We start from the raw sequence: 24326 nt of genomic DNA on the forward strand, positions 1-24326 counted from the left end.
TCTTGGGGTTTGTCTTAATGGAAGTGACTACAGCTATAAAAAGGATTGGCTTTGCAATCCCTTTTTATTTTCTATGAATATTCATAAAAACTAGTTTGACTCGGCTCCTCATAGGATAAAGCTTTTTCTCTCAAACCAAGAGCATCAATATATTTAGGTATGGCTTTATCAACGGTGTAGTGAGTTTCTAGCAATCTACGAGCATTTTTACCTAGCCTTTCTTTCATATAAGGATTCTCAACCAGCCAACAAATATATTCAGCGAGACCACGGGCATCACCATTGTTAAAATAGCTGCCACAATCCCCCTCATCAACTATTTCTCTTAAATAATTGCCTTCAGGACAGATCGCCGCAACAGGTCTACCCGCAGCAAGAATTCCATACATTTTTGATGGCGCGACCGTGTCTCCCACATTCGGCAAAATACTGACTAAAGACAGATCGCAGGCAGTTAAAGAAAAAGGTAAAACCTCTTTATCTTGGTATGGCAACTGGAGGGTATTAGTTAAATCTCCCGAAGCGATCGCCTCTTTGATCATTTTAGAACCCACACCATTACCAATAAAGACAAACTTTATATCTCGACGATTGTTTAAAAGTTGGGCGCACTCAAAAATAGTTTGGCTGTCATGACAGCGTCCTAAATTACCTGAATACAAAACTACAAAGGAATCCGTAAGATCATGTTGCTTAGCAAACCAATTATCCGACTTAGCGATCGGACGTATGAATTTAGGATCAGCCCAGCTATGAATCACATGAATTTTATGAGCAAGCTTATTATTTTTCTGAATTAGCAATTGCTTCATTGGCTCACTTAAAACAATTAGGGAATCCGCTCTTTCCCAAACTTTAAGGTTGACGAATTCCCAAAATTTAACAATCCAATGATCGGGAGAAACGACTTTTAATCTAATCGCTACTTCAGGATAAATATCATAAATAATACAGCTATAAGTATGTCCAAAAATCTTGTTATAAAACCAACCAATTAATCCCAAAAAAGGTGGTGCAGAAGTTAAAACTAAATGAGAACCTCTAATGTTTTTATGACGAAATTTAATTACACAACGCATTAGAAATAAAATACTTCCAACAATCTTATTCCTAATGCGTTTAGACATCAAATGAATAGATCCTGTACGGCGAACAAATACGCCATTGATATTCTCTTGGCGTTTTACTTCAGTTTGTTTAAATGCATATCCTGGCATTCCCGTAAACACACTTACATCAAATCCTTCTCCCACCAACGCCCCAGCTAATTCATATACAAATTGTCCAGTAGCAGCATAATCAGGTGGATAAAATTGAGTAATGATACTAATGCTAGTTTTCAAGTGTTTTGTACCTGCCATTATTTTACTTAATTAGTTGTTTTGAAATCTACTCGGTGATTACAACTAGCCACGTATCAGTTATGTTTGTTTTGATTGTCTCCCTAAAAATTTGGATTGAGGGCATCAATGTAAACTAGCAAAAGAGTATATTAAAATACAAGTCTGATGAGATTCATATAAATATCTGTATAACTATAACGTGAATTTGATTCAGTCTCTTTGGTTACCTATCCCTGATTATCTAAAATGTCTAATCAGTTTATTTAATCAATTGACTGACTCGTTTAGCTGATATATTTGGCAATATCCTCCTCCGCAAAATTATCTCCTGCTTGGATTAAAGCACTCCGAAGCCCTATCTCCGTCATAGAATGACCTGCATCAGGAACAACTATAAACTCAGCTTCAGGGAAAGCCTTATGTAGCTCCCATGCAGTAATCATTGGACAAACAATGTCATAGCGTCCTTGAATAATTACTGTGGGGATATGGCGAATGCGATCAATATTTTTTATAAGCTGATCCTCCGACGAAAAGAAGCCCTTGTTGACGAAATAGTGGCATTCAATGCGTGCAAAGGCTTCAGCAAATTCTTCCGTACCAAACTTTTCTATTAATTTAGTGTCAGGAATAAGCTTGCTGGTGCTGGCTTCCCAAATTGACCATGCACGAGCTGCCTGCGATCGCACATTCCGATCTGGACTCACTAGACGACGATAGTATGCAGATATCATATCGCTACGCTCATCAATCGGAATCGGCATAATATATTGTTCCCAAGCATCAGGGAAGATGTAACTTGTGCCATCTTGATAGAACCATGAGAGTTCTAAAGAACGCAACATGAAAATGCCACGCAAAATTAACGCAAGGCAGTATTCTGGAAAGGTTTCACTGTAGGCAAGAGCTAAAGTACTGCCCCAGCTACCACCAAATACCACCCAACTATCAATATTGAGATGTTTTCGTAAAGTTTCAATATCTTCGACTAAATGCCATGTCGTGTTCTCTTCAAGTTCAGCATTAGGAATGCTTTTTCCACATCCACGCTGATCAAATTGAACAATTCGCCATAGTTCAGGATTAAAATACTGCCGATAAAGAGGCTGGCTGCCCCCGCCAGGTCCACCATGCAGAACTATAACTGATTTACCATAGGGATTTCCAGACTCTTCAAAATAAATCGTGTGAAGTTCGGAGACTGGAAGCATTCCCTGATGGTATGGCTCAATCTCAGGATATAGTTCACGCATAAAATTTTGGTAAATGTATCGTTATTCTAACTAAAAAAGCAATCCAGCGCTTTGCGCTTTCTTAAAACCGAGCTAGATTTTGAAAAGGCTTGCGAAATAAACTTTTTCAGGATTTAGCTGTAATACACCAAGACTAAAAAGAATGCTTTCGTCGATACAACAAAGACGAAATAAACCCAAATTTTGTTGCCGATTTAGCTCCAAATTTATAAATGACTTTCACTCCGTAACATCCGTTTATAAGCTAGCCAACCTGAGGCGATCGCCACCATGAAAAAGCCAATCAAAAACCGCAGATGGAGGATCATTTCGCTGCTATTTAAGGCTTTGCTATTAGTTGATAGCGCTGTAAATGCTTCGCTCATGTGGTACACAGGATTAAACTGGGTAATTAGAAGTAGATCTTTGGATAAAAAAGTAGTGGGAAAAAAAGCTCCGCCCAACATCAACAGTGGTACACCCACACCAGCCACTAATGAGTTAACATCCTCGGCACGGCGGGCAAACTTGGTGGCTAGGACAAAGCCCATACCTACATAGGAGCCAATGCTCGCGAAAACAACTAAAATTCCTGCCCAGATCTGTCCACTAAAGCGAACTTCCCAAAATGCCGCAACCGTATAGATAATTAGCGTTTGTCCGATTCCGATCGCGGCATAGGCGAAAAAAATTCCTAGAAAGTAAGAAACTCCATTTATCGGCGAAATTAATAAACGTTTTATGGTAAGGCTTTCGCGCTCAGAGACAATGGTAGACATTGTGCCGCCCAGACAACTAAAAAATAAGGCTGAACCAATTAATGATGCTGGCGCAGCTAATTTAAAAGATTCCGTAGTAGTAATTTTCGAGCCTTCTGCTAGCACAAACCCATTGAGCAAAAGCATGGAAATCGGAAAAATCACCCATAGCAGCAAAGTGCGGTATGTACGAAATAATTCTAGTAAAATACGTCGCCCAATGGCGATCGCCTCATATCCATAGTTCATGTGGTAACCCCTGCGATTTTAGCTGTTATATTAAAATTATCTGACATCGGTTTGAGAATCTCTAAACAGCACAGAAACTTCACCACACAGATTCCCAGTGTTTAATGGCTCGTCTAGTTTTAGCAAATATCTAAAGCGCTTTCTCATTATTGCGGTTTCCATTTATCTTGCCTTGAGACTGCGCCAAACTTTGCAATTGCTATTGATTAGTATATTTTTGGCTGGAGCCATCACTCCTGTAATTGAGCAAATTACTCGCTTTCGAGTCAATATCTATAAATGGGAAATCGGACTCAATCGAGTTGGCGCAATCCTCTTGATTTACTTGTTTCTGTTTTTCGCGATTATTTTAGCGATCGCCCCAGCGCCACAAATTATTTTGGAATTGGGTCAGTTTTTTATCAAGCTGCCAAATTTACTAGAACAAATTCAATTGCCCAAGGGCGGACTATTTAATCTAAATCAGGAACAGCTAAGCCGAGTTCTGCAAACACAGCCGTTAATCGATCAAGCTCAAACCTTCGGCAAAGAAATTGTCAGTCAAACCTTTGGCTTCACTATCCAAATTTTTAATGCGATCGGGATTGGTGTTCTTAGCTTGTTAATTACCGCTTATATGGTCATTAACTCTAGTAGTTTGATGCGAAGGTTTCTAAATCTTTTTTCCAAAAAAATTCGCAAAGAAATCGAGATCTTAATTCCCCCAATTACTAAATGCTTAGGTGCTTATGTTGTAGGTAGGGTTGGCACTTCGACTTTATTAGGCTTTTGTACATATTTGACCCTCTCTCTGTTTGGTATCCCCTACTCGGGTGCTTTAGGATTATTGGTGGCGATCGCCAACTTAGTACCGTATATAGGAGGCTTAGTTGCTTTAGCCGCGATTTTTATCGCCGCATGGGGTGTGGATTTTAATAGAGCGGCGATCGCTATGTTTATCTGCTTTAGTTTGCAACAAATCGAAGCCTTTATTCTTCAGCCTTGGCTAGTTGCACCCTATCTAAACCTCGATCCCTTTGAACTTTTATTATCAATTATTGTTGGTGCAGAGCTTTTTGGCGTGCTAGGTGCAATCAGCGCTCCACCGATCGCTGGTACTTGCAGAATTTTGTTTAACCATTTTTCCCCCAACCCTAATATCCCAGATACAAATATCGACACTGAAATATAAATGAAAAAGATAGTCGTGGCAAAATGCCACGACTATCTTTTTCATTTATATTTTTAATAAACTTGAATCCACTCATGGATCTCGTAATCAGTCCAAATGCCATTTTGCCAATAGGGATCTGATTCAACAAGTTTTTTCGCAGTAGTCACATCGGGAGCCACATAAACAGCAAAAACTTTAGTTACATCCTGTGTGGGACCCACGGTTAGCAAACTACCTGACTCATGTAAGGTTTTTAGATTATCAAGATGGGCTTGACGAAAGGGCGTGCGTTTTTCGAGGACATTTTCGCAATAGCTGCCCCACATGACAAATTTTTTTAAATCGGTACTCAATTTCTAGCTATCCCACAAATATAAATTCATCAATCAGACAAGATTTACTCAACCTCGCTAAGCAAGGTTGAGTAAATCTTGTCTGATTTCGGAGTAAATTTTAATTCAATTTAATTGAAAAACAAACGATCAATAATCAAAGCCACAGTGGTTGCAAAAGCAGTTACCCCGATCGCTACTAAAATATTTTGACCTTGGCTAACACTAAAACAAGCAACTGCACCTGCGCCTAAACCTGCTGTTACTGCTGCAACTAAGGGATCTTTGGTTGAATTATTATACATTTTATAAAAATACCGACTTTTAGGAAGATGGCTGAAAATTTTTTAATGATTGCTAGCCTACAGCAGCCAACTATGAACACTCTTAATTCTCAATAATTCTTCTTGCTAGCCAGTATTTTCGTAATATTCATTTACACAAACCTCATACCGATTTACAAAAGTGGAAGTAAAAGCTTGGCCCTACCATTCCTTTTACTCTTGATCTGTCTCTAGCCAGATATAGCGATCGCTAATAGCGCTTACCAAAAGATGTCACCAAATATCTGTTAGATTTATATATGTTTACAAAGTCCTTTTAATAAAAAATTTTATGAGCTTACTGATCGTTGGTGCGACAGGTACATTAGGTCGTCAAATCACCCGTCATGCACTAGATCGGGGGCTGAAAGTCAAATGTCTAGTTCGTTATCCTAAAAAAGCAGGCTTTCTCAGAGAATGGGGCGCAGAATTAGTTGCAGGCAATCTCACCAATCCTGAAAGCTTAGATGACGCTTTAGAAGGTATCACCGAAGTTATTGACGCAGCCACAACTCGTGCAACCGATTCGTTAAGAATTAAAGAGGTTGATTGGCAGGGCAAAGTCTCTCTAATCCAAGCAGCCGAACGCGCCAATGTTCAGCGCTTTGTCTTTTTCTCCATTCTTAACGCTGAGAAATATCCCAATGTCCCCCTAATGGACATTAAATACTGCACCGAAAAATTTCTCGCTTCTACCAATCTCAACTACACCATCCTCAAACCCTGTGGCTTTTTCCAAAACCTAATTGGGGAATATGCGATTCCTATTCTTGAAAATCAAACGATTTGGATTGGAGGTGAGTCTTCGCCGATCGCCTACATGAATACTCAAGACATCGCTAAATTTGCGATTAAAGCCTTAAGTGTCCCTGAAACCGAGCGTCAAGCCTTTGCGATCGCAGGGCCAAAGGCATGGCAACCGAGCGAAATCATCAGACTTTGCGAAAGAATGTCTGGGCGCACCCGCAGAACCGCAAATATGCCCCTAGGGCTGCTACGGTTTGTTCGTAAAGTTGCTCTTGGGTTTGAATGGGGCTGGAGCTTTGCAGAGCGTATGACCTATGCCGAAGTTTTAGCCAGTGGTATTCCCCTTGACGCAGAGATGAAAGAAACCTATAAAGTTTTTGGTTTAGAAGAAGAAGACATGACTACTCTTGAATCCTACATGCAGGACTACTTCAGCCGCATTCTCAAGAAACTAAAAGAACTTGATTATAAAGAACCTAAAATCAAAGCTCCCTTTTAATCTTTAATCTAGCTAATTACTCCCTTTCCAGTGAATAATCAGGGGTGCGCGGCAAAGTCGCGCACCCCTGATTATTCATTACTTAATCTGGAAGAGTAAGTGCTTGTGCCAAATAAATTACCAAAACCCGCAAAGTTGAGCCCCGTAGGGGCTCAACTTTGCGGGTTTTGGTTTGTAATTAATTATGCCTAGCTACTTATATTTAAAGAGTATTCTCTTCCACTGAAGCTTTAGGATTGCTATAGTTGAGAAAGGTACATAACTTAATAACAATTCTCAGGAGCATCTTCCCTCTTGAGAGAATTTAAAAACTTACCCAGCATGGTTTTTAAATTCCAAAAATGGTAAACCCATTTTTAGAATTTCTATTGCTAGCCACATCAAATCGACGATCGCAAACTAATAATTTAGATATATATGAGCAAATCACCATTGGATGCTTTCTTTATTGGTAGAGCCACTGCTGAGGCTGTAATCGATCGCATTGAAGAAACCGTTACTGATGCCCTAAGTGCATTGGGCAAGTTTGATGCTGAACAACGTGAGCAAATCCGTATATTTGTGGAAACAGTACTGGAAAAAGCTGACCAACAAAAGGGAACCGTCAGTCAGGAAGATAGCGATATTGCTCCTGATGAATTGCAAGAGACAATTGATAATCTGCGAGCAGAAATTGCTCAACTAAAATCCGAATTGCAACAATATCGCGATTAATTACATCCCTTTTAAGAGAAAAACGGCGCTTCGCGCCGCCCTTCTCTCACTAAACATAGAAAGCCCTCGCATAGCGAGGGCTTTCTATGTTTTAGCGTAACGAAGGTGATGCTTTTGGGGTCAAGCTAGGCGAGGGAGTTGCACTAGGCGATTTACTAGGCGTAGGAACTTCACTAGGCGAAGCGGTAGCCGTGGGCTTAGGCTGAGGAGGATCAACCTTTTTCTTTTCGCCCAAAATACTAGGGCTACCATCATCAAATACTCCTGCAATGCAAGCAATCATCAGGGTTGCTAATGTGCCGACAAATAAAGCCTTCCAGCCTAAATCGGAAATATCACGACGACGCGATGGGATCAAGGCGATCGTGCCACCAACGAAAATACCGACCGACGCAAGATGAGCAAATCCAGACAAGGCATAGCTCACAATAATTACAGTGCGATCGCTAATTAAACCCTCTTTAGAAGCTTGAGCCAAGGCTTGATAGGGCGGGATCGCCGTCTCCAACAAGCGCCGCCCAATAATTACGGAAGCTGTCCAAGAGTCATCTAGCGATACTCCCGTTAGTAGAGTCAAGGGATAAAACAAAGCTCCTTGAATATTTGGCAAATTAATAATCTTAAAAATATCGCTGACAGTGGCAAGCGAAGCAAAAATTTGATTGATCAAATCGACTAAGCCCACGATCAAAATCAAAATTGCGGCGATCGAAGCCGCCATCTTCAAGCCATCCAAAGCGCCAATGATGGTGGCATCCATCGGACTCATCCGCTTCATCGCCTCGCCGCCAGCATTTTCTAATTCCCCATCATCTTTAGGTTTCGCTGACTTATCTTCCTTAGGAATTCCACCCATAGTTAAGGGGACTTCCGTTTCTGGTACAAGGATTTTCGATAGTACAAAACAAGCGGGGATCGCAATAATCGAAGCAGAAACTAAGTGTCCTAAAATATTTGGAAAAACTGGCTTTAGAAAACTTGTATAAATGGCCAAGGTCGAAGAAGCCGCCGTCCCAAAACAACAAGCTAAAATTGCACATAACTCACTGCGGGTCATTTTGGGTAAGTAAGGCTTAACCACGATCGCGGCTTCAATACCAACGAAAATATTTGCCGAACCACTTAGAGCCTCTGCACCACTCAAACGCATCGTCCAGAAAAACAGCTTTGCAAAAATATTCACAATGATCTGGATCACTCCAAGATTTTCCAGCAGAGCCATAAACCCTGAGAAAAAAATCACCGCAGGTAAAGCCCGAAAAGCAAATACATAGGACAAACGATTTGTCGTACAGTACTTCACCGCCGCATTGGCTGCACTGGTGAGATCATCGATTAAAACCTGTCCGGGGGCGCAAGTACCATCAGGCTTAACAGGCAGCAATGCATAAGGCTCCTGTCCCGTTGGTGGTACAAACAAGCGCCCAAACACAAACCTTGCCCCAGTATCTGCCGAGTCAAATAAAACATTCAGCAAATCACTAAATTTCTGTAACAACTCTCTAGTCGCAGGTAGCTGAAACACAAAAAATCCTAGAACTAATTGCAAGCCGATGCCCCAGATAATGACGCGCCAAGGGATGACCCGCCGATCCTCAGAAAAGATCCAAGCCACAAAGCACAAGCCAAAAATGCCGAAAAAAGAAACAAAATTCAGATAGGTCATTGGCGTTTGAGGAAGAGATTAGTCAAAGATTAAAAAGTAAATTGGTTTTATACTTGCAAAATCTAATCAAAATGTTACGATGATAAATGCTTTAAACCATGTCATTTCGTTAAAGGAATAAACTGTGGCAAATATCAAGTCCGCAAAAAAGCGCATTCAGATCGCTGAGCGCAACCGTCTGCATAATAGATCATATAAGTCAGCCGTCAAGACCCTAATCAAAAGCTATTTAGAAGCGGTTGATTCTTACAAAGCGAATCCTACCCCTGAAGCCCTAGAATCAGTTAATGCTAAGCAATCTCTTGCTTATAGCAAAATTGATCGAGCTGTTAAGCGGGGAGTTCTGCACGGTAACACAGGTGCGCGCCGTAAAGCTAAGCTGGCAGTAGCTCTTAAAAGAGTTTCTGCTGCTAAGTAAGCGTAAACTCGATTAAGGCGACATTGGTTTATTTATTAAATTTTAATGTCTATAATCATTAGCAAGTATTCGTAAGTCATAAAAAGTTATTACTTAACAGCACTAGCCCAGATTACTAAGATTTTGTGTAAACTAGCTATGGTTGGTTTGGTAATAATTTGAGATTGATCAATTTAGATTAGGGGTTAACAACACTTTGTTGATTACCTTCGTATTCGGGCAGGTTGCAGAACTATCTCTTTTCCCTACAACTGCATCCATGTGCGATTTTGATATATTCTCAGCCTGTCCCGTTTACACCTATTGGCGAAATGTCTATGTCTAACTCAGACAAAGATCGATTTATAAACCCCATCTCTGGTTACAGGGGTGAATTTTCCCCAGAAAATTTAGCCTTTAATGCTAATTTGCAAGAGTTTACTAATCGCGTCTCGATTATATGTGCCTTAGAAACGGGTGGTAAGATTTCACCAAGCGAAGCTTACAAACGGATCAAAGATCTGTGGACTGAATTAGATCAATCCAAAAAAAATCTTTTGGCTGATGACTAAAATCTAGATATTTCTAGTTTGAAACTCAATTGCTATCTAGATTATCGAATCCAATAAACCCATACCATAGGTATAAATCCTCGAAAAGTTTGTTTACAATCTTTAACATAGGTTTATACTAGGAATAATTAACTTCATTTTGCTGACTTCTCCCATTGCATGACTATCCAAAGCAATCTTAATCTTTGGAAGCTGAGGTTTTCATAAAAAAGCTCTTTTTAAACTGCTTAAAATCTAGGGCAGAGATGTCCTTCGGCTTTGTTAGTGATTGTTTATCGCGTGCGATTGGCAGAATAGGCGAACTGTTCGTAGAACAAATTTGCTGCAAATCTTAGGATCATCCATGCCCTCATCTTTTATTTCTCTCGGTATTTCAGAAGCACGAGTTGCTAAGCTTGAATCCATTGGCTTTACGGAGCCTACTGCTATTCAAGAGCAAGCAATTCCTCAATTACTGGCAGGAGCAGACGTACTTGGTCAAGCTCAGACAGGTACTGGCAAAACTGCCGCTTTCTCCTTGCCCATTTTAGAGCGTTTAGATCTCAGTAATGACTCTTTACAAGCGCTCATCTTGACTCCTACTCGTGAGTTGGCAATTCAAGTCGGTCAGGCGATGCGAAGCTTTAATACAAAGCCTGGCGCAAAAATCTTGACTGTATATGGTGGATCCGCGATCGATCGCCAAATGATTCAACTCGATCGCGGTGTTCATGTTGTAGTTGGAACTCCCGGTCGAGTCATCGATTTGATGGAGCGTGGCAAACTAAAGTTAGATAATTTATCTTGGTTTGTTTTGGATGAAGCGGATGAAATGCTCAATATGGGCTTCATCCAAGATGTCGAAAGAATCTTGGTAACTACTCCTTCGACCAAGCAAAGTACTTTCTTCTCCGCAACGATGCCTCCTGCAGTCAAGCGCTTGGTGAAGAACTTCTTGAAATCTCCTGTAACCGTGAAGGTGGAGACTCAAGATTCTACGCCTACTCGTATTGATCAGCAGATTTATCTTGTTCCTTATCACTTGACTAAGGAAGAAGCTCTATTGCCTGTTTTGGAATATGAAGCTCCGACTTCGGCAATTATCTTTGTGCGTACCAAGGATTCGGCGAGTCGCTTGACTGAAATTCTTCAAGCTTCAGGACATAGTGTTGACGAATATCACGGAAACCTTTCTCAGTCCCAACGTGAGGCTCTATTGCGTCGCTTCCGCAATCAACAAGTCCGTTGGGTTGTAGCCACTGATATTGCAGCGCGTGGATTGGATATTGATGGTTTAACTCACGTATTTAACTTAGATATTCCTGATGATCCTGAGCGTTATGTTCACCGTATTGGTCGTACTGGACGAGCTGGTAAAAAAGGTATCGCCATTACCTTGATTTCTGGTAAGGAACGCTACAAGCTACGCCAGTTGGAACAGCAAGTGGGTATGCCTTTACCTCCTCAGCCTCTTCCTAATGTGGCTCAGATTCAGGAACGTCGGATTGGGCGCTTTACTGAGCAAATGCATCAGGCTTTGACGGGTGAGCGTTTGGCTTCTTTCTTGCCTCTAGTTTCTCAATTGGTTGAGGAATACGATCCTCAAGCGATCGCTGCGGCAGCATTGCAACTTGCCTATACCCAATTGCAATCTGATAAAGCAGAGCAAGCGGCTCTTCAAGTCTTGGCGAAACAACCCCATAGACCTGACAGTGGACGCGAGCGCGGTGATGGTAGTTCCTATGGTGGAAGACCAATTAAGCGTGGACAAAATGGAAACAGTTCTCGTGGTCGCGATGGTGGTCGTGATAGCCGTGATGGTGGTGGATATGATTCCCGTCGTCCTTCTCGCGATCGCTCTTCGGCTCCCGTTAAATACTAGAAATATCGATCAATCAAGATCTTTGCTTAGCAAAGATCTTGATTGGGAAGGAATTCACCCGATCGCTTGATAGCATTAATCTGGAATTTACGAGATAATCCTAATTAATTATTACCAGCCCAAGTCATTTGTAAAAGAGTTTCGGAAGGAATTCTATCAAGTGGCTTGGGTTGTAATTTTTCGTAGCTTTTCGCAACTCAAAACAGAGAGAAACAGTTGATCGTATAGTGATCACGTTGAGATCATGCAGTCCCTAAATACTTTTAATACCCTTGATACACCTATTCGCAAAAATCTGACTGCGGTGTTTTGGTGTGGACTGTTTTTTTGGTCAAGTCTAGCATCACAGTTACCGACTTTGCCTTTATATATCCGCAGCTTAACGCAGTCTTTTGATCAAATTGGAATTGTAATGGGTTCCTTTGCGATCGGGTTGTTAGTTTGTCGTTCCTATCTTGGCAGACTTTCTGATCGCAAGGGAAGACGTTACACCATGAGATTAGGATTGATTGTGGCGGCACTAGTTCCTTTATGCTATGCCGTCATGCCCTCGATCCCGCTATTAATTTTCTTTCGAGCCATTCATGGCATTAGCATTGCGGCGTTTGCCTCAAGTTATAGCGCGCTAATTACTGACCTTGCGCCTATTGAAAAACGCGGCGAAGTAATCGGTTATATGAGTTTAGTCAATCCTTTAGGATTGGCTTTTGGCCCTGCGCTGGGCGGATTAATGCAAGAAGCTTGGGGATATCAACCGCTCTTTATCACCTCTTCGTTGCTGGCTTTTGCGGGATTACTCATGACAACGCAGATCGCTGACGAAAGGAAGATCGATTATCAAAAAGATACTCCTGCAAATGCTCACAAGACGGGCTTTTGGCAAACCTTTTTGCATCCTCGAGTTAGGGTTCCATCTACGGTCTTATTGCTAGTGGGGTTAGCTTTTGGGACGCTCAGCTCCTTTATGCCAATTCTCATGCAGCAAAAGAATATTACCCTCAATGCAGGCTTATTCTATATGGCAGCCGCTTTATCAGGGTTTATTATTCGTTTTCCTGTGGGAAGACTGAGCGATGAATGGGGACGTGGAATTTTTATTTCTATGGGGATAGTTTTCTATGCGCTATCGATGGGAATTATCTATTTTGCCAGTCACGACTATGAATTTTTGTTATCAGGCATTGCTGAAGGAATCGGTTCGGGAGTAGTGATTCCAGCGATTGTGGCTTTACTTGCCGATCGCACTGTTCCTCAAGAAAGGGGCTATGTGTTTGGCATGACATGGATTGGCTTTGATGTGGGCATTGCGATCGCTGGGCCCACCATGGGCAAAATGATTGCTTGGGTCGGCATTACCAATATTTTTGGGATCGCCACGGGGCTTTGTCTACTGGGGTTAGTAATTTTTGCCACCCAATCTAACAAGACGGTAACTGAGTCCTTTAGGTTCGCGATCGGACAAACTCGCGATCGCTACGCTCTGAAAACTCAAATAAAACCAGCATAAAAAAAGCGGCGCAAAGCGCCGCTTTTTTTATGCTTCCCCTGTAATTGAGAGACCTTCTACCCATATCTGAGGCGCAACACCTGAAGGCGTAATTTTTACGGTTGGTTCTACATAAACTATGGACTTAAGCAAATCTAAGATATCGCCTGCAACAGTTGCCGACTCGATGCTTACCAGATTGCCTTTATTAATCATCCACCCATCAAAGGGCAATGAGAATGAACCTTGGGAAGACTGAACACCTGCATGAAGAGCTTGAAGGTCATCAATCAAAAGAGCATTCTCAACGGTTGCCATGTCATAAACTTTTTCGTTGGAAGCATTAGCCGCACTACTCCGTTGAATATGGAAGAAATTGGGACTAACGGATACCTTAGCACCTACACTCCCATTTCCAGTAGGTTTAGCATTCAAGCGTCTTGCAGTTACAGAACTATGCAAAAAGTTAGTTAAAATCCCATTGCTAATTAAGGGGGTGAGACGAGTGGGCGTACCCTCCCCATCAAAGGTTGATGCCCCAATATTACCAATATGTAATTCATCATCACTCACATCAAGGAGAGGCGAAGCAATTTGCGAGCCAATGGATTCAGGAGTGGAAAGACTGTTTTTATCGAGAATGCTCTGAGCGTTAAATAGGCTAGAAAAAGCACTGATGAGACTTAAGAAGGCTTCAGGAGAAAAGACAACTAAGTATTTGCCAGACTTAATTTTTTCATAGTTCAAATGACTGATCGTTTTCTCCGCAGTTTCCGTAACGCAGCCCTTAACATCTAAATTCGCAAAGTCACGACTAACGCGATAGGCTCCCGCACTACGAGGTTTTCTATCCTCTTGATCAGTTTTGGTGTAGAGATAAATGGAGCTATAGGAGTTGCTCTCGTTTCGCATTGCGCCATCACTATTGAGATAGAAGCGGCTGAGATCGCGTTGAGAAAGTCCATTATAGGGAACTCCCACGATCGCAGGATGAGCCGATAGTAGTTCTTGTTCGGCTGTTAAAAGAGTCTCGACTAATTGCTCGATTGCAGGTGCTGGTGCGGTTTGAGATTCCCGATCAGGAATATTGGCGATCGCTTCGGGACTAAAATCAGGAATATTTTCTTTAGCACCAAAAAAACTGGCTTCATGGGCGCTTTGGAGAGCAAGTTCTAAGCCAACGCGATCAATGTTTGTGGTAGAAGTAACGCCGACAGTCCCTTCATTGTTCCAAACTCTTACCGTGATACTAGCCCGATTAGAAGCAGACACTTGTTTTGGTGCGCCACTATCGACTTCCGCACTGGTTTCATCAATGATTGCGCCATAAATATCAAATTTTTTAATTCCTAATTTGCTGGCGGTCTCTTTGGCATCGGAGACTAACTTTTCCACACTGAGCGCTGATGACATAAACCCTTATTCGTTTTTAATTTTTTGTTGCTTATTAATATCATCATAGCAATCTAAAATCCAGAAATTTGTAATCACCATATAATGTTGAAACCAAAACAAAACCCAAGGAAGAGTTGCAGCGCTTTGCGCCGTAACTCTCCTTTGCCTCTCAAGAATTAGTGGTGCAGCACAAAGCGTTACACCACTAATTCTTGAGAGACAGGGAGGATATGGTACTAATTTAGATAGCTGAGCCTAACAAATTCGTAATAAATCGTCTATGGTTTCGACTGAAGCTCTCAATGAATTACGCAAGACCCTCCGCAAAGGTCAGCAGGCGATGGCGGACTGGCAAGGTGGTGAGTTAGCAGTCGCGGCTGTGCCGGGGGCAGGGAAGTCAACGGGGATGGCAGTCGCGGCGGCGATCGCGATCGCCAAGTTCCAACTGCATCGCCAAAAGCAATTAGTAATTGTCACCTTTACGCGATCGGCGGTAAGCAACATTCGCAAAAAAGTATCGGAACTTTTAAAAAATTTGCGATTGCCCCAGAGTGCCTTTACGGTGAGTACTTTGCATAGTTTGGCTTATACCATAGCGAGTCATCATCGCGAATTATCAGGATTTGGTGCAGGTGAAACGATAATTGTTTCGGAATCTCAAAAGCAGCGCTTAATTCGCAATGCTACGAATCTCTGGGTAAAAGAGAATCCAAAGTTGTACGATCTCCTCCTTGAAGGTAGAAGCTTTGATGGAGAAGATACAGAACGCTTGCGGCGACAGACGGTATTACGCACCGATGTTTTGCCTAGCTTAGCAAGAGAAGCGATCGCTACGGCAAAAAGTTCAGGATTGAGTCCCGCCAATTTGCGCGAAGTGGAAGCTGCCGATGGTGGCTATATTCTAGACATTGCGGCAGGACTCTATGAAACCTATGAGCGACTATTGCGCCAAGAAGGAGCGATCGATTATGACGACATGATTTTAGGCGCTTTGAGAGTGTTGCAAAATGACAGCGTTCGCAAATATTGGCAAGAAAAAGTTTTTGCTGTATTTGAAGACGAAGCTCAAGACTCTTCGCCATTGCAGACCAAATTATTAGAAATTCTTGCCCTCACCCCTCAGATCCCTCTCCCTCTGAGAGAAGAAGAGCAAGTTCCCTTTCTCCCAAACTTCTCTGGGAGAATCAGTGAGAATGATGGACTAAAAAATTTAATGCGGGTGGGCGATCCTAATCAGGCAATTAATTCAACTTTTACGCCTGCCGATCCGCGCTTTTTTAATGAGTTTTGCGATCGCTGCCAAAAATTCTCGCAACTCTCAACCCTCGATCAAGCGGGGCGGAGCAACCGAAATATCATGCGGGCGGCAAACTTTGTCTTACATTGGGTCAATCATTCCCCCGAATATGCCAAAAACGAAAAACCCTTTCGCACTCAAAAAATCCGTCCTGTAGATGCGGACGATCCACAGGCAAATGCGAATCCTGAAGCAATTGGGAATGGAGTGGAGATCTATGCCCCCGATAGCATTGAGCAGGAAATTGAGATGATTGGGTTACGCATTAAAAAGCTGTATGAACAAGACCCCAAGCTAAGTATGGCGATTTTGGTGCGTCAGCATAATCAAGGGCGTTTTGTGGCGGAGTCTTTGGCATGGCTGACTAAGGAATATGACATTAAAATCTATGATGTCGAGCAGAGCGATCGGCGATCGCGTGTGCCGATGGATATGTTGGCGATTTTGCAATTTATGGAACGTCCCCATTCGCCCGACAATCTCAAATCTGCCTTGGATGTTCTTAAGGAGCGTCAAAAAATCTCTTCCCAACAAGACCTCAATTTCTTAGCTAGTAATCCCGAAAAGTTTCTCTATCCGACCTTACTAGATGCACCTCTAACTGCTCTGGCATTGGAAACCCAAGCAAAATGTGTCGGGCTTCTCCGTGCAAAAATAGAACTTCCTTTATATAATCTCATCCCATTTATTGCCTTTGCACTCTATGACGATGAAGCAGGACTTTTAGCCACGGCTGACAAATTAGGCGATCGCCTCAATCAGCAACTAGTAGGCAATTATTCTATGCAAACGGTGATTGAAAGCCTGAAGGAAATCGTGGATTCAGAAAACTTTGAAGCGGTGGAAGATGAAAACCTCGAAGGGCGCTACATGACAGGAGGGCAGTTGACGATCATCAGTCTCCACAAAGCTAAAGGACTAGATTGGGATGTGGTCTTTATGCCCTTTTTGCATAAACGTCTTTGTCCGGGGGAAGCCTATATTCCTGAAGCGGTCAAGTTTTTAGGAGATTTCGGTTTGCCCGATGTGACAAGAGCGCAAATCCGAGCGATCATCCATGAGGATGTCATTCCTAACGCTGAAGAGGCTTGGAAACAATGTAGCTATCTCAAACAGGCGGAAGAGTTTCGGCTGCTCTATGTGGGTATGACTCGTGCCAAAAAGTTGTTATGGCTATCGGCGGCTCAATCTGCGCCCTTTAGTTGGAATACCCTTGAAAATCGCACTGAAAATGCTCCCATTTGTCCTGCGATCGCTGAGTTAGCTCGCAAATTTCCTGAATTTCAAGAATAATTTCACAGGGTGAAATTATTCTACAGGCTGACCCGTGAGTAAGTACTCTCTTCCCGATGAAAGATTAGTGGTGCGGCGCAAAGCGCCGCACCACTAATCCTTGGGTGAGAAAGTAAGCTTCGTTTTAATAGTTGCTATCAGCGACACAAATCCCCTGACATTTAATTCCGTTAGTTGCAGTCCTCAAACAATGACTACAAAGTACTTCTTCAGTTTTATTTTTGTTAGTTGACTGATTTTTGTCTTGAGATTTATCAGTTTGCATAAGTCTTTTGAGAATTAGATTTGAGGATGAGATTGCTCTTACTAGTGTTACAGCAAAACACAAAATGACTTAGCCATTTTATGTTTTGCTATGGCTATTGCTAAGTGGATGAGCACAAATCAACCTCATGGGAAGGCGACGCTTTGGGCTGCTTCATCAAAACCCAAGAAGTGAGTGGCGGCGCTTCGCGTCGCTACTCACTTCTTGGGTTTTGATTTGTCATAAAGCAAGTGACCACAGCTATAAATGCCCAGAAACTAATTGAGTAATCTTTTAGGGAATTTATCGGAGATTTAAGAAAATGAAAAAAAAATGCAACCTTATTAAGAATTAAATTTTGCATCCAAAAATTTACAAAAATTAACTCGATATTAAATCCTCTTAATAATTTCTAAGGATTCGGTGTTCGCATTACTTGCAACGATCCCCGCAAAGATAGACAATGTTTGCATTCAGAAAAGTATGTAAATAAAAAAGCCAAGATAATCCGAAGAATTTATGAAAAATGTACTGGCTATCATTCTGGGCGGTGGACAGGGAAGCCGACTATATCCCCTCACAAAGACAAGAGCCAAACCCGCAGTCCCCGTCGCAGGAAAATATCGACTCATCGACATTCCTGTAAGTAATTGCATCAACTCAGGAATCGAAAAAATCTATATCCTGACGCAGTTTAACTCCGCATCTCTCAACCGCCACGTCAATCAAGCCTATCGTCCCGCCTCATATTCTGATGGATTTGTAGAAATTCTCGCCGCACAGCAAACACCCGACAGTCCTGATTGGTTTCAAGGCACAGCCGACGCAGTCCGTCGCTATGCATGGCTTTTAGAATCATGGAATGTCAGCGAGTACTTGATCCTATCGGGCGATCATCTGTACAACATGGATTATGAGAAATTTGTCAGACATCACCGTGAGACTGGTGCAGACATTACTCTCTCTGTGCTGCCCGTTGATCAGAAAAAAGCTTCAGCTTTTGGTTTACTGAAAACTGACAGCGAAGGCAAGGTAATCAAATTCCTTGAAAAGCCTAAAGGTGAAGCTCTAGAGGGGATGCGCGTTGATACAACTAAACTTGGTCTAGATGCGACTGAGGCGATCGCCAATCCTTTCATAGCATCTATGGGTATCTATGTATTCAATAAGCAAGCAATGCTGAAATTGCTTGGTGAAAATCCTGAATACACCGACTTTGGCAAAGAAATTATTCCAGCCGCTATTCAAAACTTGAATGTACAGGCTTATCTTTACTCTGGCTACTGGGAAGACATTGGAACTATTGAGTCCTTTTACCAAGCAAATCTAGACTTAACTCGTCACCCAGCAACAGCCTTTAACTTCTACGAAACCAAAAAACCCATCTATACCCGCGCTCGCTATCTACCACCTAGCAAGGTACATGACTGTAAAGTTAAAGACTCAGTTATTGGGGAGGGATGTTTGCTCAATCAAGCCACCATTACTAACTCAGTCGTGGGCATTCGGATGCATATCGAAGCAAATTGCACCATTGAAGACACCTTACTAATGGGTTGTGACTTTTATCAACCTCAAGAGGAACGTGTAGTAGATCTCGCCAATGATATAGTGCCGATGGGAATTGGGGAGAATACGACTATCCGTCGCGCCATTATTGATAAGAATGCCAGAATTGGCAAGAATGTGCAGATTATCAATAAAGACCGTATCCAAGATGCCAATCGCGAAGATCAAGGCTACTGTATTTGCAATGGTATTGTTGTGGTCGTCAAAAATGCTGTCATTCCTGATAACACGATTATCTAAACAAAGTCTGCCCAAAGTGTAGCCTTTGCCTAGCAATCTAATGAGAGAAGGGCGGCGCTTTGCGCCGCCCTTCTCTCATTAGATTGCTATAAACACAAAAGCCTTGCGCTGCAAGGCTTTTGTGTTTATAGCGAAGGTTGGCGTTTGTGCCATTCCGTTGACTGCTCATAGCCATAGGCAACTTGCAGCAAAACATCCTCACGCAAAACATTAGAAATCAATTGCAAACCAATAGGCATCCCCTTAGAGTCAAAACCGCAAGGAATGCTAATTCCCGGTAAACCTGCAAGGTTAACAGGAATGGTCATCAAGTCGGACAAATACATTCCTAGAGGATCTTCGGTTTTACTGCCAGACTTAAAGGCTGTCGTAGGAGCAGTGGGGCAAACTAAAACATCAACTTGCTCAAAAGCTTTTTGGAAATCTTGAACAATTAAAGTTCTAACTTTTTGAGCCTTGAGGTAGTAGGCATCGTAATAGCCCGCCGACAGTACATAAGTACCAATCATGATCCGTCGCTTTACCTCAGCACCAAAGCCCAGCTCTCGCGTATTTTCATACATACTCAAGAGGTTTTCCGCATTCTCATCGCGCAAGCCATACTTTACGCCGTCATAACGAGCGAGGTTGGCTGATGCCTCAGAGGGCGCAATGATGTAGTAGGTGGGCAAGCCATAGCGGAAACGCGGACAGGAAATTTCGTAGACCTCTGCACCCATGCTCTCGAAGTGGGCGATCGCCTTTCTGACAGTAGCTTCTACTTCGCTATCTAAACCTTCGCCGAAGGTTTCGGTAATTACACCAATTTTTTTGCCCTTAAGGGATTGGGTTAAATCAGGGGTTAATAAAGCGGCATAGTCAGGAACTTCCGCCTTGATGCTGGTGGAGTCCTTGGGGTCATAACCTGCGATCGCCCCTAAGAAAATCGCTGCATCTTCAACAGTATTGGCAAAAGGTCCAATCTGATCGAGGGAGGAAGCAAAGGCAACTAATCCAAATCTGGAGACTAGTCCGTAAGTTGGCTTGAGTCCGACCACACCACAATAGGAAGCAGGTTGGCGGATCGAGCCGCCCGTATCCGAGCCTGTGGCAATTACACATTCACCACTAGAAACTGCTGCTGCCGAACCACCTGATGATCCCCCCGGGACATAGTCCGTGTTCCAAGGATTCGTAGTTTTCGCGATCGCTGAGTTTTCTGTTGAGCTACCCATCGCAAATTCATCAAGATTAGTCTTACCCACCATCACGGCTCCAGCTTCGCGCAGTTTTGCCGTAATCGTCGCCTCATAGGGCGGCACAAAATTTCTGAGCATATTGGAGCCACAGGTAGTCGGCATTCCCTTGACACACATATTGTCTTTCATGCCAAGAGGGATACCTGCCAGCACTGGTAGATTTTCGCCTGCGGCGATCGCCGCATCAATAACTTTGGCTTGAGCGATCGCCACTTCAGGCGTAATGGTCACAAAACTATGTAATTTCGGTTCTAAGCGATCAATCCGATCTAAAAACTCTTGAGCAATTTCAGTTGCTGATCGCTCTTTATTGATTAAGGTTTGGCGAATTTGGGCGATCGATGACATAAACAATCTGATGGGTTATTGGGCAGAATCCCAATTATAAAACCAAACTAGCTAATGCTAAGGAAGACGCAGTAAAATCATATTTTTTGTAGCGCGGCTTCGCCGCGCTACAAAAAATATGATTTTGATTTAACGATTTCATTCACTGAGCCAGCTAAAAATAGTTTCTACGGTTAATTGCAAATCACTGGCAAAGTCTGGCATGGGTAAAACTTGTTCAAGGCGATCGTATATTTGCAAAGCTTGATTAGCGCGATAAATAAAAATCACCTCTTCATCAGGATCGAGTAGCTATGCTACTTCAGTTGCATTTTCAAGGACAAACAATATTTTTTTGACTAACTTAGTTTGACTTTGATCTGGCGAAAGAATCTCAATCATCCAATCGGGTGCAAGGCTAATTCTAATATTTTAAGCTACAAATTTAACTATTTTCTGGACAAGTACGAACAAAGCAAATACAATGTATCCGCAAATTAAGGTACGTTCGCACCGCTTGGAGGTCATTATTCCTGAACCGCTAACCCTGACTGTGAGTTTAAGAGGCAGCCGCGAAGTCAAGGACACCTATCAATTGATCCGCCTCACAGGTCTTCTCGACGCTTTTTCTGAGCCAGCCTTCAAAAAGGTCATTGGCAAGTGCGTTGAGGATGGCCCCTTTAATGTGATTTTAGATCTGTCAACCATTGATTTTATCGATAGTTCTGGGCTTGGGGTCTTAGTGCAAATGGCAAAGAAAACTCAGGGTTTGAATGGTACTCTCCAGATTATTACCAATCCCCGAGTTACCCAAACCGTCAAACTAGTCAGACTTGATCAATTTTTGTCACTTCAGACCTCCATTGATGAAGCTCTAGCAAAGCTAGGTCAGACTAAGTAGCCAATAACCGATTGATCGTCAATTAGCCCAGTCAATATCAGTTACTAAATATAAATATTTAGTCTTATATGTAAAGCTATGTAGACAGACATTCCAAGCTCAGTCCATGTCAAGTATTCAGAAAAATAAATCGGGGCAACACTTCTAAATCCTCCTAAATTCAAAGGTTGCAATAGCATTGCAGCCTTTAGCTACTTGAATATCAATTGAATACCAACATAAATATCAACTTTGATATTGCCAAAATTAGTCTTAATCGACTTATGATGTAAATGAGATAAAATTTATTGACATGAATGGGCAGGGATGACCTGCCCATTCATGTCTAAAACAAATGTGAATGTCAAGCGTCTAAATATTTTGTCTCCAATCAAAATATAGAAAATTTGCAACTAACTCGAACTGTCATAATTCTCTTGAAAGTATTGTTATACAAAGTTTTTAAGCAAATTATGAGTTCCTATCGCAGCGCAAATCGCTGTGAGCAACCTAACTTATTGAGCAATGGCATTATCTTGTAATGTCTCTTAGTCCAAGAATTGAAAATATCACTGAGATACCAGTCTCTGCTCTAGCCTATATAGGAGATGCTGTTTATGAAATGCAAATGCGGCTGCATTATTTACTACCGCCCCGCACTGCTAAGCAATATCATCAACTTGTAGTGAGCCAAGTTAGAGCAGAACAGCAAGCAAACCTTTTAGAAAAATTGGATCTTACTGATTTTGAGTCTGATCTGGTCAGACGCGGACGCAATGCCGCAGGATCAATCTCACGCAAAGTCGATCCCCATATTTATCAAAAAGCCACAGGATTTGAGGCTTTGATTGGTTATCTTTACTTAGCCGATCGCGATCGCCTCGACCAAATTTTTACTCAGCTACTTAGCCACATCGATACCCCCTCGCCGCCATGACATCGCAACCTAGACTGAAATCCAAGAAGAAACCATCTGACAGAAACACTGATAGAGATGTAGACAGAAATTTCGAGAAACGCTCCGACAAGACTTTTGATAAATATTCAGACCGACGCTCTGATAACCGTTCCGACAAGTATTCCGATAAGCGATCAGAAAAGCGCCCCGATCGCAATGCTGACAAATCCTTTGACAAGCCCTACAAAGCGGTAGATAAGGGGTACGACAAGCGCTCAGACAGCCGTTCTGACTCTAAGTATTCAGCTAAACCTGATAAATATTCAGATAAATATTCAGATCGTCGTCCTGAAAAGAGTTATCAAAGACCATCTGAAGATGACTCAGCACCTAGATTTGATCGCAAATTTGACAAGCCCATTGCCAAAAAAATCGGTGAAAAGTTTGGCGATAAAAAGTTTGGGGACAAAAAGTTCAGCGATAAAAAGTTCGGGGACAAGAAATTTGGCGACAAAAAGTTCGGCGATAAAAAGTTCGGCGACAAGAAATTTGAACGTACTGATCGCCCTGAACGGTTTGAACGTAACGATCGCTCGGAACGTAATTTTAGCGATCGCCCTGAACGTAATTTTGAAGATCGCAACTTTAGTGATCGTAAGTTTGATCGTGAACGTACATCGGTTCCCAATTTTGAGAGACGATCGCTACCACCAGTCTCGCGGAACATCGATCCAGATGGTGAATTAGGCATTGTTCCCCCCAGCCAAGCTCCCGAAAATCCTGATATTGTTTATGGTCGCCATGCTGTTGAAGCTGTTTTAACGGGCGATCGCAGCATTAATCGGATTTGGGTCACTACAAGACTTCGCTACTCTCCCGATTTCTTACCCTTAATTGATGAAGCCAAAGCATCAGGTGCAGTCGTTGACGAAGTAGACTCAACTCGTCTTGATCGCATCACCGATAATGGAAGGCATCAAGGTATAGCTGTTCAAGTCTCAGCCTATGAATATGCAGATCTCGACCTCTTGATTGCTTCCGCTAAAGAGAAATCCACTCAACCAGTGATAGTAATTGCTGATGGAATTACTGATCCCCATAACTTAGGAGCGATCATTCGGAGTGCGGCAGCTCTCGGAGCACAGGCTCTGGTCATTCCTCAACGACGTGCTGTAGGCATCACAGCCACCGTTGCCAAGGTCGCCGCAGGCACGTTAGAAATCTTACCCGTTGCTAGAGTCGTCAATCTCAATCGCGCTCTTGAGAAGATTAAAGAAGCTGGATTTTGGGTATATGGAACTGTGGCAAGTTCAGGTGATCCCATACATAAAGCTAAGTTTTCGGGTGCGATCGCCTTAGTGATTGGGGCCGAAGGAGAAGGTTTGAGTCTTTCTGTTCAGAAGAATTGTGACTTCCTAGTTTCTATTCCTTTAGATGGAAAAGTAGAAAGTCTAAATGCTTCGGTTGCGACTGGAATGGCTCTATATGAGATTTTCAGACAACGTTGGGTAAATACGTTAAACCTGAACAATTTGTCTTGAAGCCATGTTTTAAGTTATATAAACGTATGGAAGAAACCTTTAAATTTAAAGGCTTTATAATTCATCTAAACC

General features: G+C 42.3%; 21 protein-coding genes. 12 read left to right on the top strand and 9 right to left on the bottom strand.

Translation table 11 applies throughout. The features are described from left to right. Positions 1-71 precede the first annotated feature (71 nt). From H6F42_RS14125 to H6F42_RS14135, 3 genes are all read right to left on the bottom strand, one after another. Positions 72-1361 carry a glycosyltransferase family 4 protein gene (locus H6F42_RS14125; protein ID WP_190400010.1) on the bottom strand — a complete coding sequence of 430 codons (1290 nt, stop codon included), beginning with the start codon at positions 1359-1361 and terminating at the stop codon, positions 72-74. Between the two features lie 266 nt (positions 1362-1627). Continuing rightward, positions 1628-2596 carry a prolyl aminopeptidase gene (gene pip / locus H6F42_RS14130; protein ID WP_190400011.1) on the bottom strand — a complete coding sequence of 323 codons (969 nt, stop codon included), beginning with the start codon at positions 2594-2596 and terminating at the stop codon, positions 1628-1630. A gap of 206 nt (positions 2597-2802) precedes the next feature. Next, positions 2803-3582, bottom strand: a complete 780-nt coding sequence (locus tag H6F42_RS14135) for an ABC transporter permease (protein ID WP_190400012.1) — start codon at positions 3580-3582, stop codon at positions 2803-2805. Positions 3583-3679: 97 nt separating this feature from the next. Here H6F42_RS14135 and H6F42_RS14140 point away from each other — a divergent pair, with 97 nt between their 5' ends. Further along, the gene (locus tag H6F42_RS14140; RefSeq protein ID WP_190400013.1) at positions 3680-4753 is read left to right on the top strand and encodes an AI-2E family transporter; all 1074 of its coding nucleotides are present in this window, start codon (positions 3680-3682) and stop codon (positions 4751-4753) included. Between the two features lie 53 nt (positions 4754-4806). Here the strand turns inward: H6F42_RS14140 and H6F42_RS14145 are convergent, their stop codons facing one another. Together H6F42_RS14145 and H6F42_RS14150 are read right to left on the bottom strand one after the other, a co-directional pair. Continuing rightward, positions 4807-5061 carry a YciI family protein gene (locus H6F42_RS14145; protein ID WP_190400204.1) on the bottom strand — a complete coding sequence of 85 codons (255 nt, stop codon included), beginning with the start codon at positions 5059-5061 and terminating at the stop codon, positions 4807-4809. A 137-nt stretch (positions 5062-5198) separates the two neighbouring features. Beyond that, positions 5199-5372, bottom strand: a complete 174-nt coding sequence (locus H6F42_RS14150) for a hypothetical protein (protein ID WP_190400014.1) — start codon at positions 5370-5372, stop codon at positions 5199-5201. 310 nt (positions 5373-5682) lie between these two features. On the opposite strand from H6F42_RS14150, the gene H6F42_RS14155 reads away from it, so the two are divergent. Continuing rightward, positions 5683-6636, top strand: coding sequence for an NmrA family NAD(P)-binding protein (locus H6F42_RS14155; RefSeq protein WP_190400015.1), 954 nt, complete (start codon positions 5683-5685; stop codon positions 6634-6636). A 417-nt stretch (positions 6637-7053) separates the two neighbouring features. Then, complete coding sequence (locus H6F42_RS14160) at positions 7054-7350, top strand: DUF6825 family protein (protein WP_190400016.1); 297 nt, start codon at positions 7054-7056, stop codon at positions 7348-7350. 91 nt (positions 7351-7441) lie between these two features. Here H6F42_RS14160 and H6F42_RS14165 read toward each other — a convergent pair whose 3' ends face one another. Further along, positions 7442-9016, bottom strand: coding sequence for a nucleoside transporter C-terminal domain-containing protein (locus tag H6F42_RS14165; RefSeq protein ID WP_190400017.1), 1575 nt, complete (start codon positions 9014-9016; stop codon positions 7442-7444). Positions 9017-9140: 124 nt separating this feature from the next. On the opposite strand from H6F42_RS14165, the gene rpsT reads away from it, so the two are divergent. The 4 genes from rpsT (at position 9141) to H6F42_RS14185 (ending at position 13353) form a co-directional block, all read left to right on the top strand. Further along, positions 9141-9434, top strand: coding sequence for a 30S ribosomal protein S20 (gene rpsT / locus H6F42_RS14170; protein WP_190400018.1), 294 nt, complete (start codon positions 9141-9143; stop codon positions 9432-9434). A gap of 317 nt (positions 9435-9751) precedes the next feature. Continuing rightward, on the top strand, positions 9752-9985 hold the full coding sequence (locus H6F42_RS14175; RefSeq protein ID WP_190400019.1) for a hypothetical protein: 234 nt from the start codon (positions 9752-9754) through the stop codon (positions 9983-9985). Between the two features lie 343 nt (positions 9986-10328). Further along, positions 10329-11846: a DEAD/DEAH box helicase gene (locus H6F42_RS14180; protein WP_190400020.1), complete on the top strand. Its 1518-nt coding sequence runs from the start codon at positions 10329-10331 to the stop codon at positions 11844-11846. 244 nt (positions 11847-12090) lie between these two features. Then, positions 12091-13353, top strand: coding sequence for an MFS transporter (locus H6F42_RS14185; RefSeq protein ID WP_190400021.1), 1263 nt, complete (start codon positions 12091-12093; stop codon positions 13351-13353). Positions 13354-13380: 27 nt separating this feature from the next. Here the strand turns inward: H6F42_RS14185 and H6F42_RS14190 are convergent, their stop codons facing one another. Beyond that, entirely contained in the window at positions 13381-14745 is a 1365-nt protein-coding gene (locus H6F42_RS14190; protein ID WP_190400022.1) for a TldD/PmbA family protein, read from the bottom strand. A gap of 262 nt (positions 14746-15007) precedes the next feature. Here H6F42_RS14190 and H6F42_RS14195 point away from each other — a divergent pair, with 262 nt between their 5' ends. Next, a complete protein-coding gene (locus tag H6F42_RS14195; RefSeq protein ID WP_190400023.1) occupies positions 15008-17317 on the top strand; it encodes a DEAD/DEAH box helicase in 2310 nt (769 codons plus the stop codon). Positions 17318-18080: 763 nt separating this feature from the next. Further along, positions 18081-19370, top strand: coding sequence for a glucose-1-phosphate adenylyltransferase (locus tag H6F42_RS14200; RefSeq protein ID WP_190400024.1), 1290 nt, complete (start codon positions 18081-18083; stop codon positions 19368-19370). Positions 19371-19495: 125 nt separating this feature from the next. Here H6F42_RS14200 and gatA read toward each other — a convergent pair whose 3' ends face one another. Beyond that, positions 19496-20956, bottom strand: coding sequence for an Asp-tRNA(Asn)/Glu-tRNA(Gln) amidotransferase subunit GatA (gene gatA, locus H6F42_RS14205; protein WP_190400025.1), 1461 nt, complete (start codon positions 20954-20956; stop codon positions 19496-19498). A gap of 138 nt (positions 20957-21094) precedes the next feature. Beyond that, positions 21095-21226 (bottom strand): hypothetical protein, encoded by a 132-nt coding sequence (locus tag H6F42_RS22145; protein WP_277873872.1) that lies wholly within the window; start codon positions 21224-21226, stop codon positions 21095-21097. Positions 21227-21419: 193 nt separating this feature from the next. Between H6F42_RS22145 and H6F42_RS14210 the strand changes: the two genes are divergently transcribed. From H6F42_RS14210 to rlmB, 3 genes are all read left to right on the top strand, one after another. Then, entirely contained in the window at positions 21420-21836 is a 417-nt protein-coding gene (locus H6F42_RS14210; RefSeq protein ID WP_190400026.1) for an STAS domain-containing protein, read from the top strand. Positions 21837-22356: 520 nt separating this feature from the next. Next, entirely contained in the window at positions 22357-22752 is a 396-nt protein-coding gene (locus tag H6F42_RS14215; protein WP_190400027.1) for a ribonuclease III domain-containing protein, read from the top strand. Then, positions 22749-24254: a 23S rRNA (guanosine(2251)-2'-O)-methyltransferase RlmB gene (gene rlmB / locus H6F42_RS21660; protein WP_199289023.1), complete on the top strand. Its 1506-nt coding sequence runs from the start codon at positions 22749-22751 to the stop codon at positions 24252-24254. Before H6F42_RS14215 ends, rlmB begins: the two co-directional genes overlap by 4 nt. Positions 24255-24326: the final 72 nt, after the last annotated feature.

Origin of the sequence: Pseudanabaena sp. FACHB-1998, from assembly GCF_014696355.1 — a bacterium.
Lineage (GTDB): Bacteria > Cyanobacteriota > Cyanobacteriia > Pseudanabaenales > Pseudanabaenaceae > Pseudanabaena.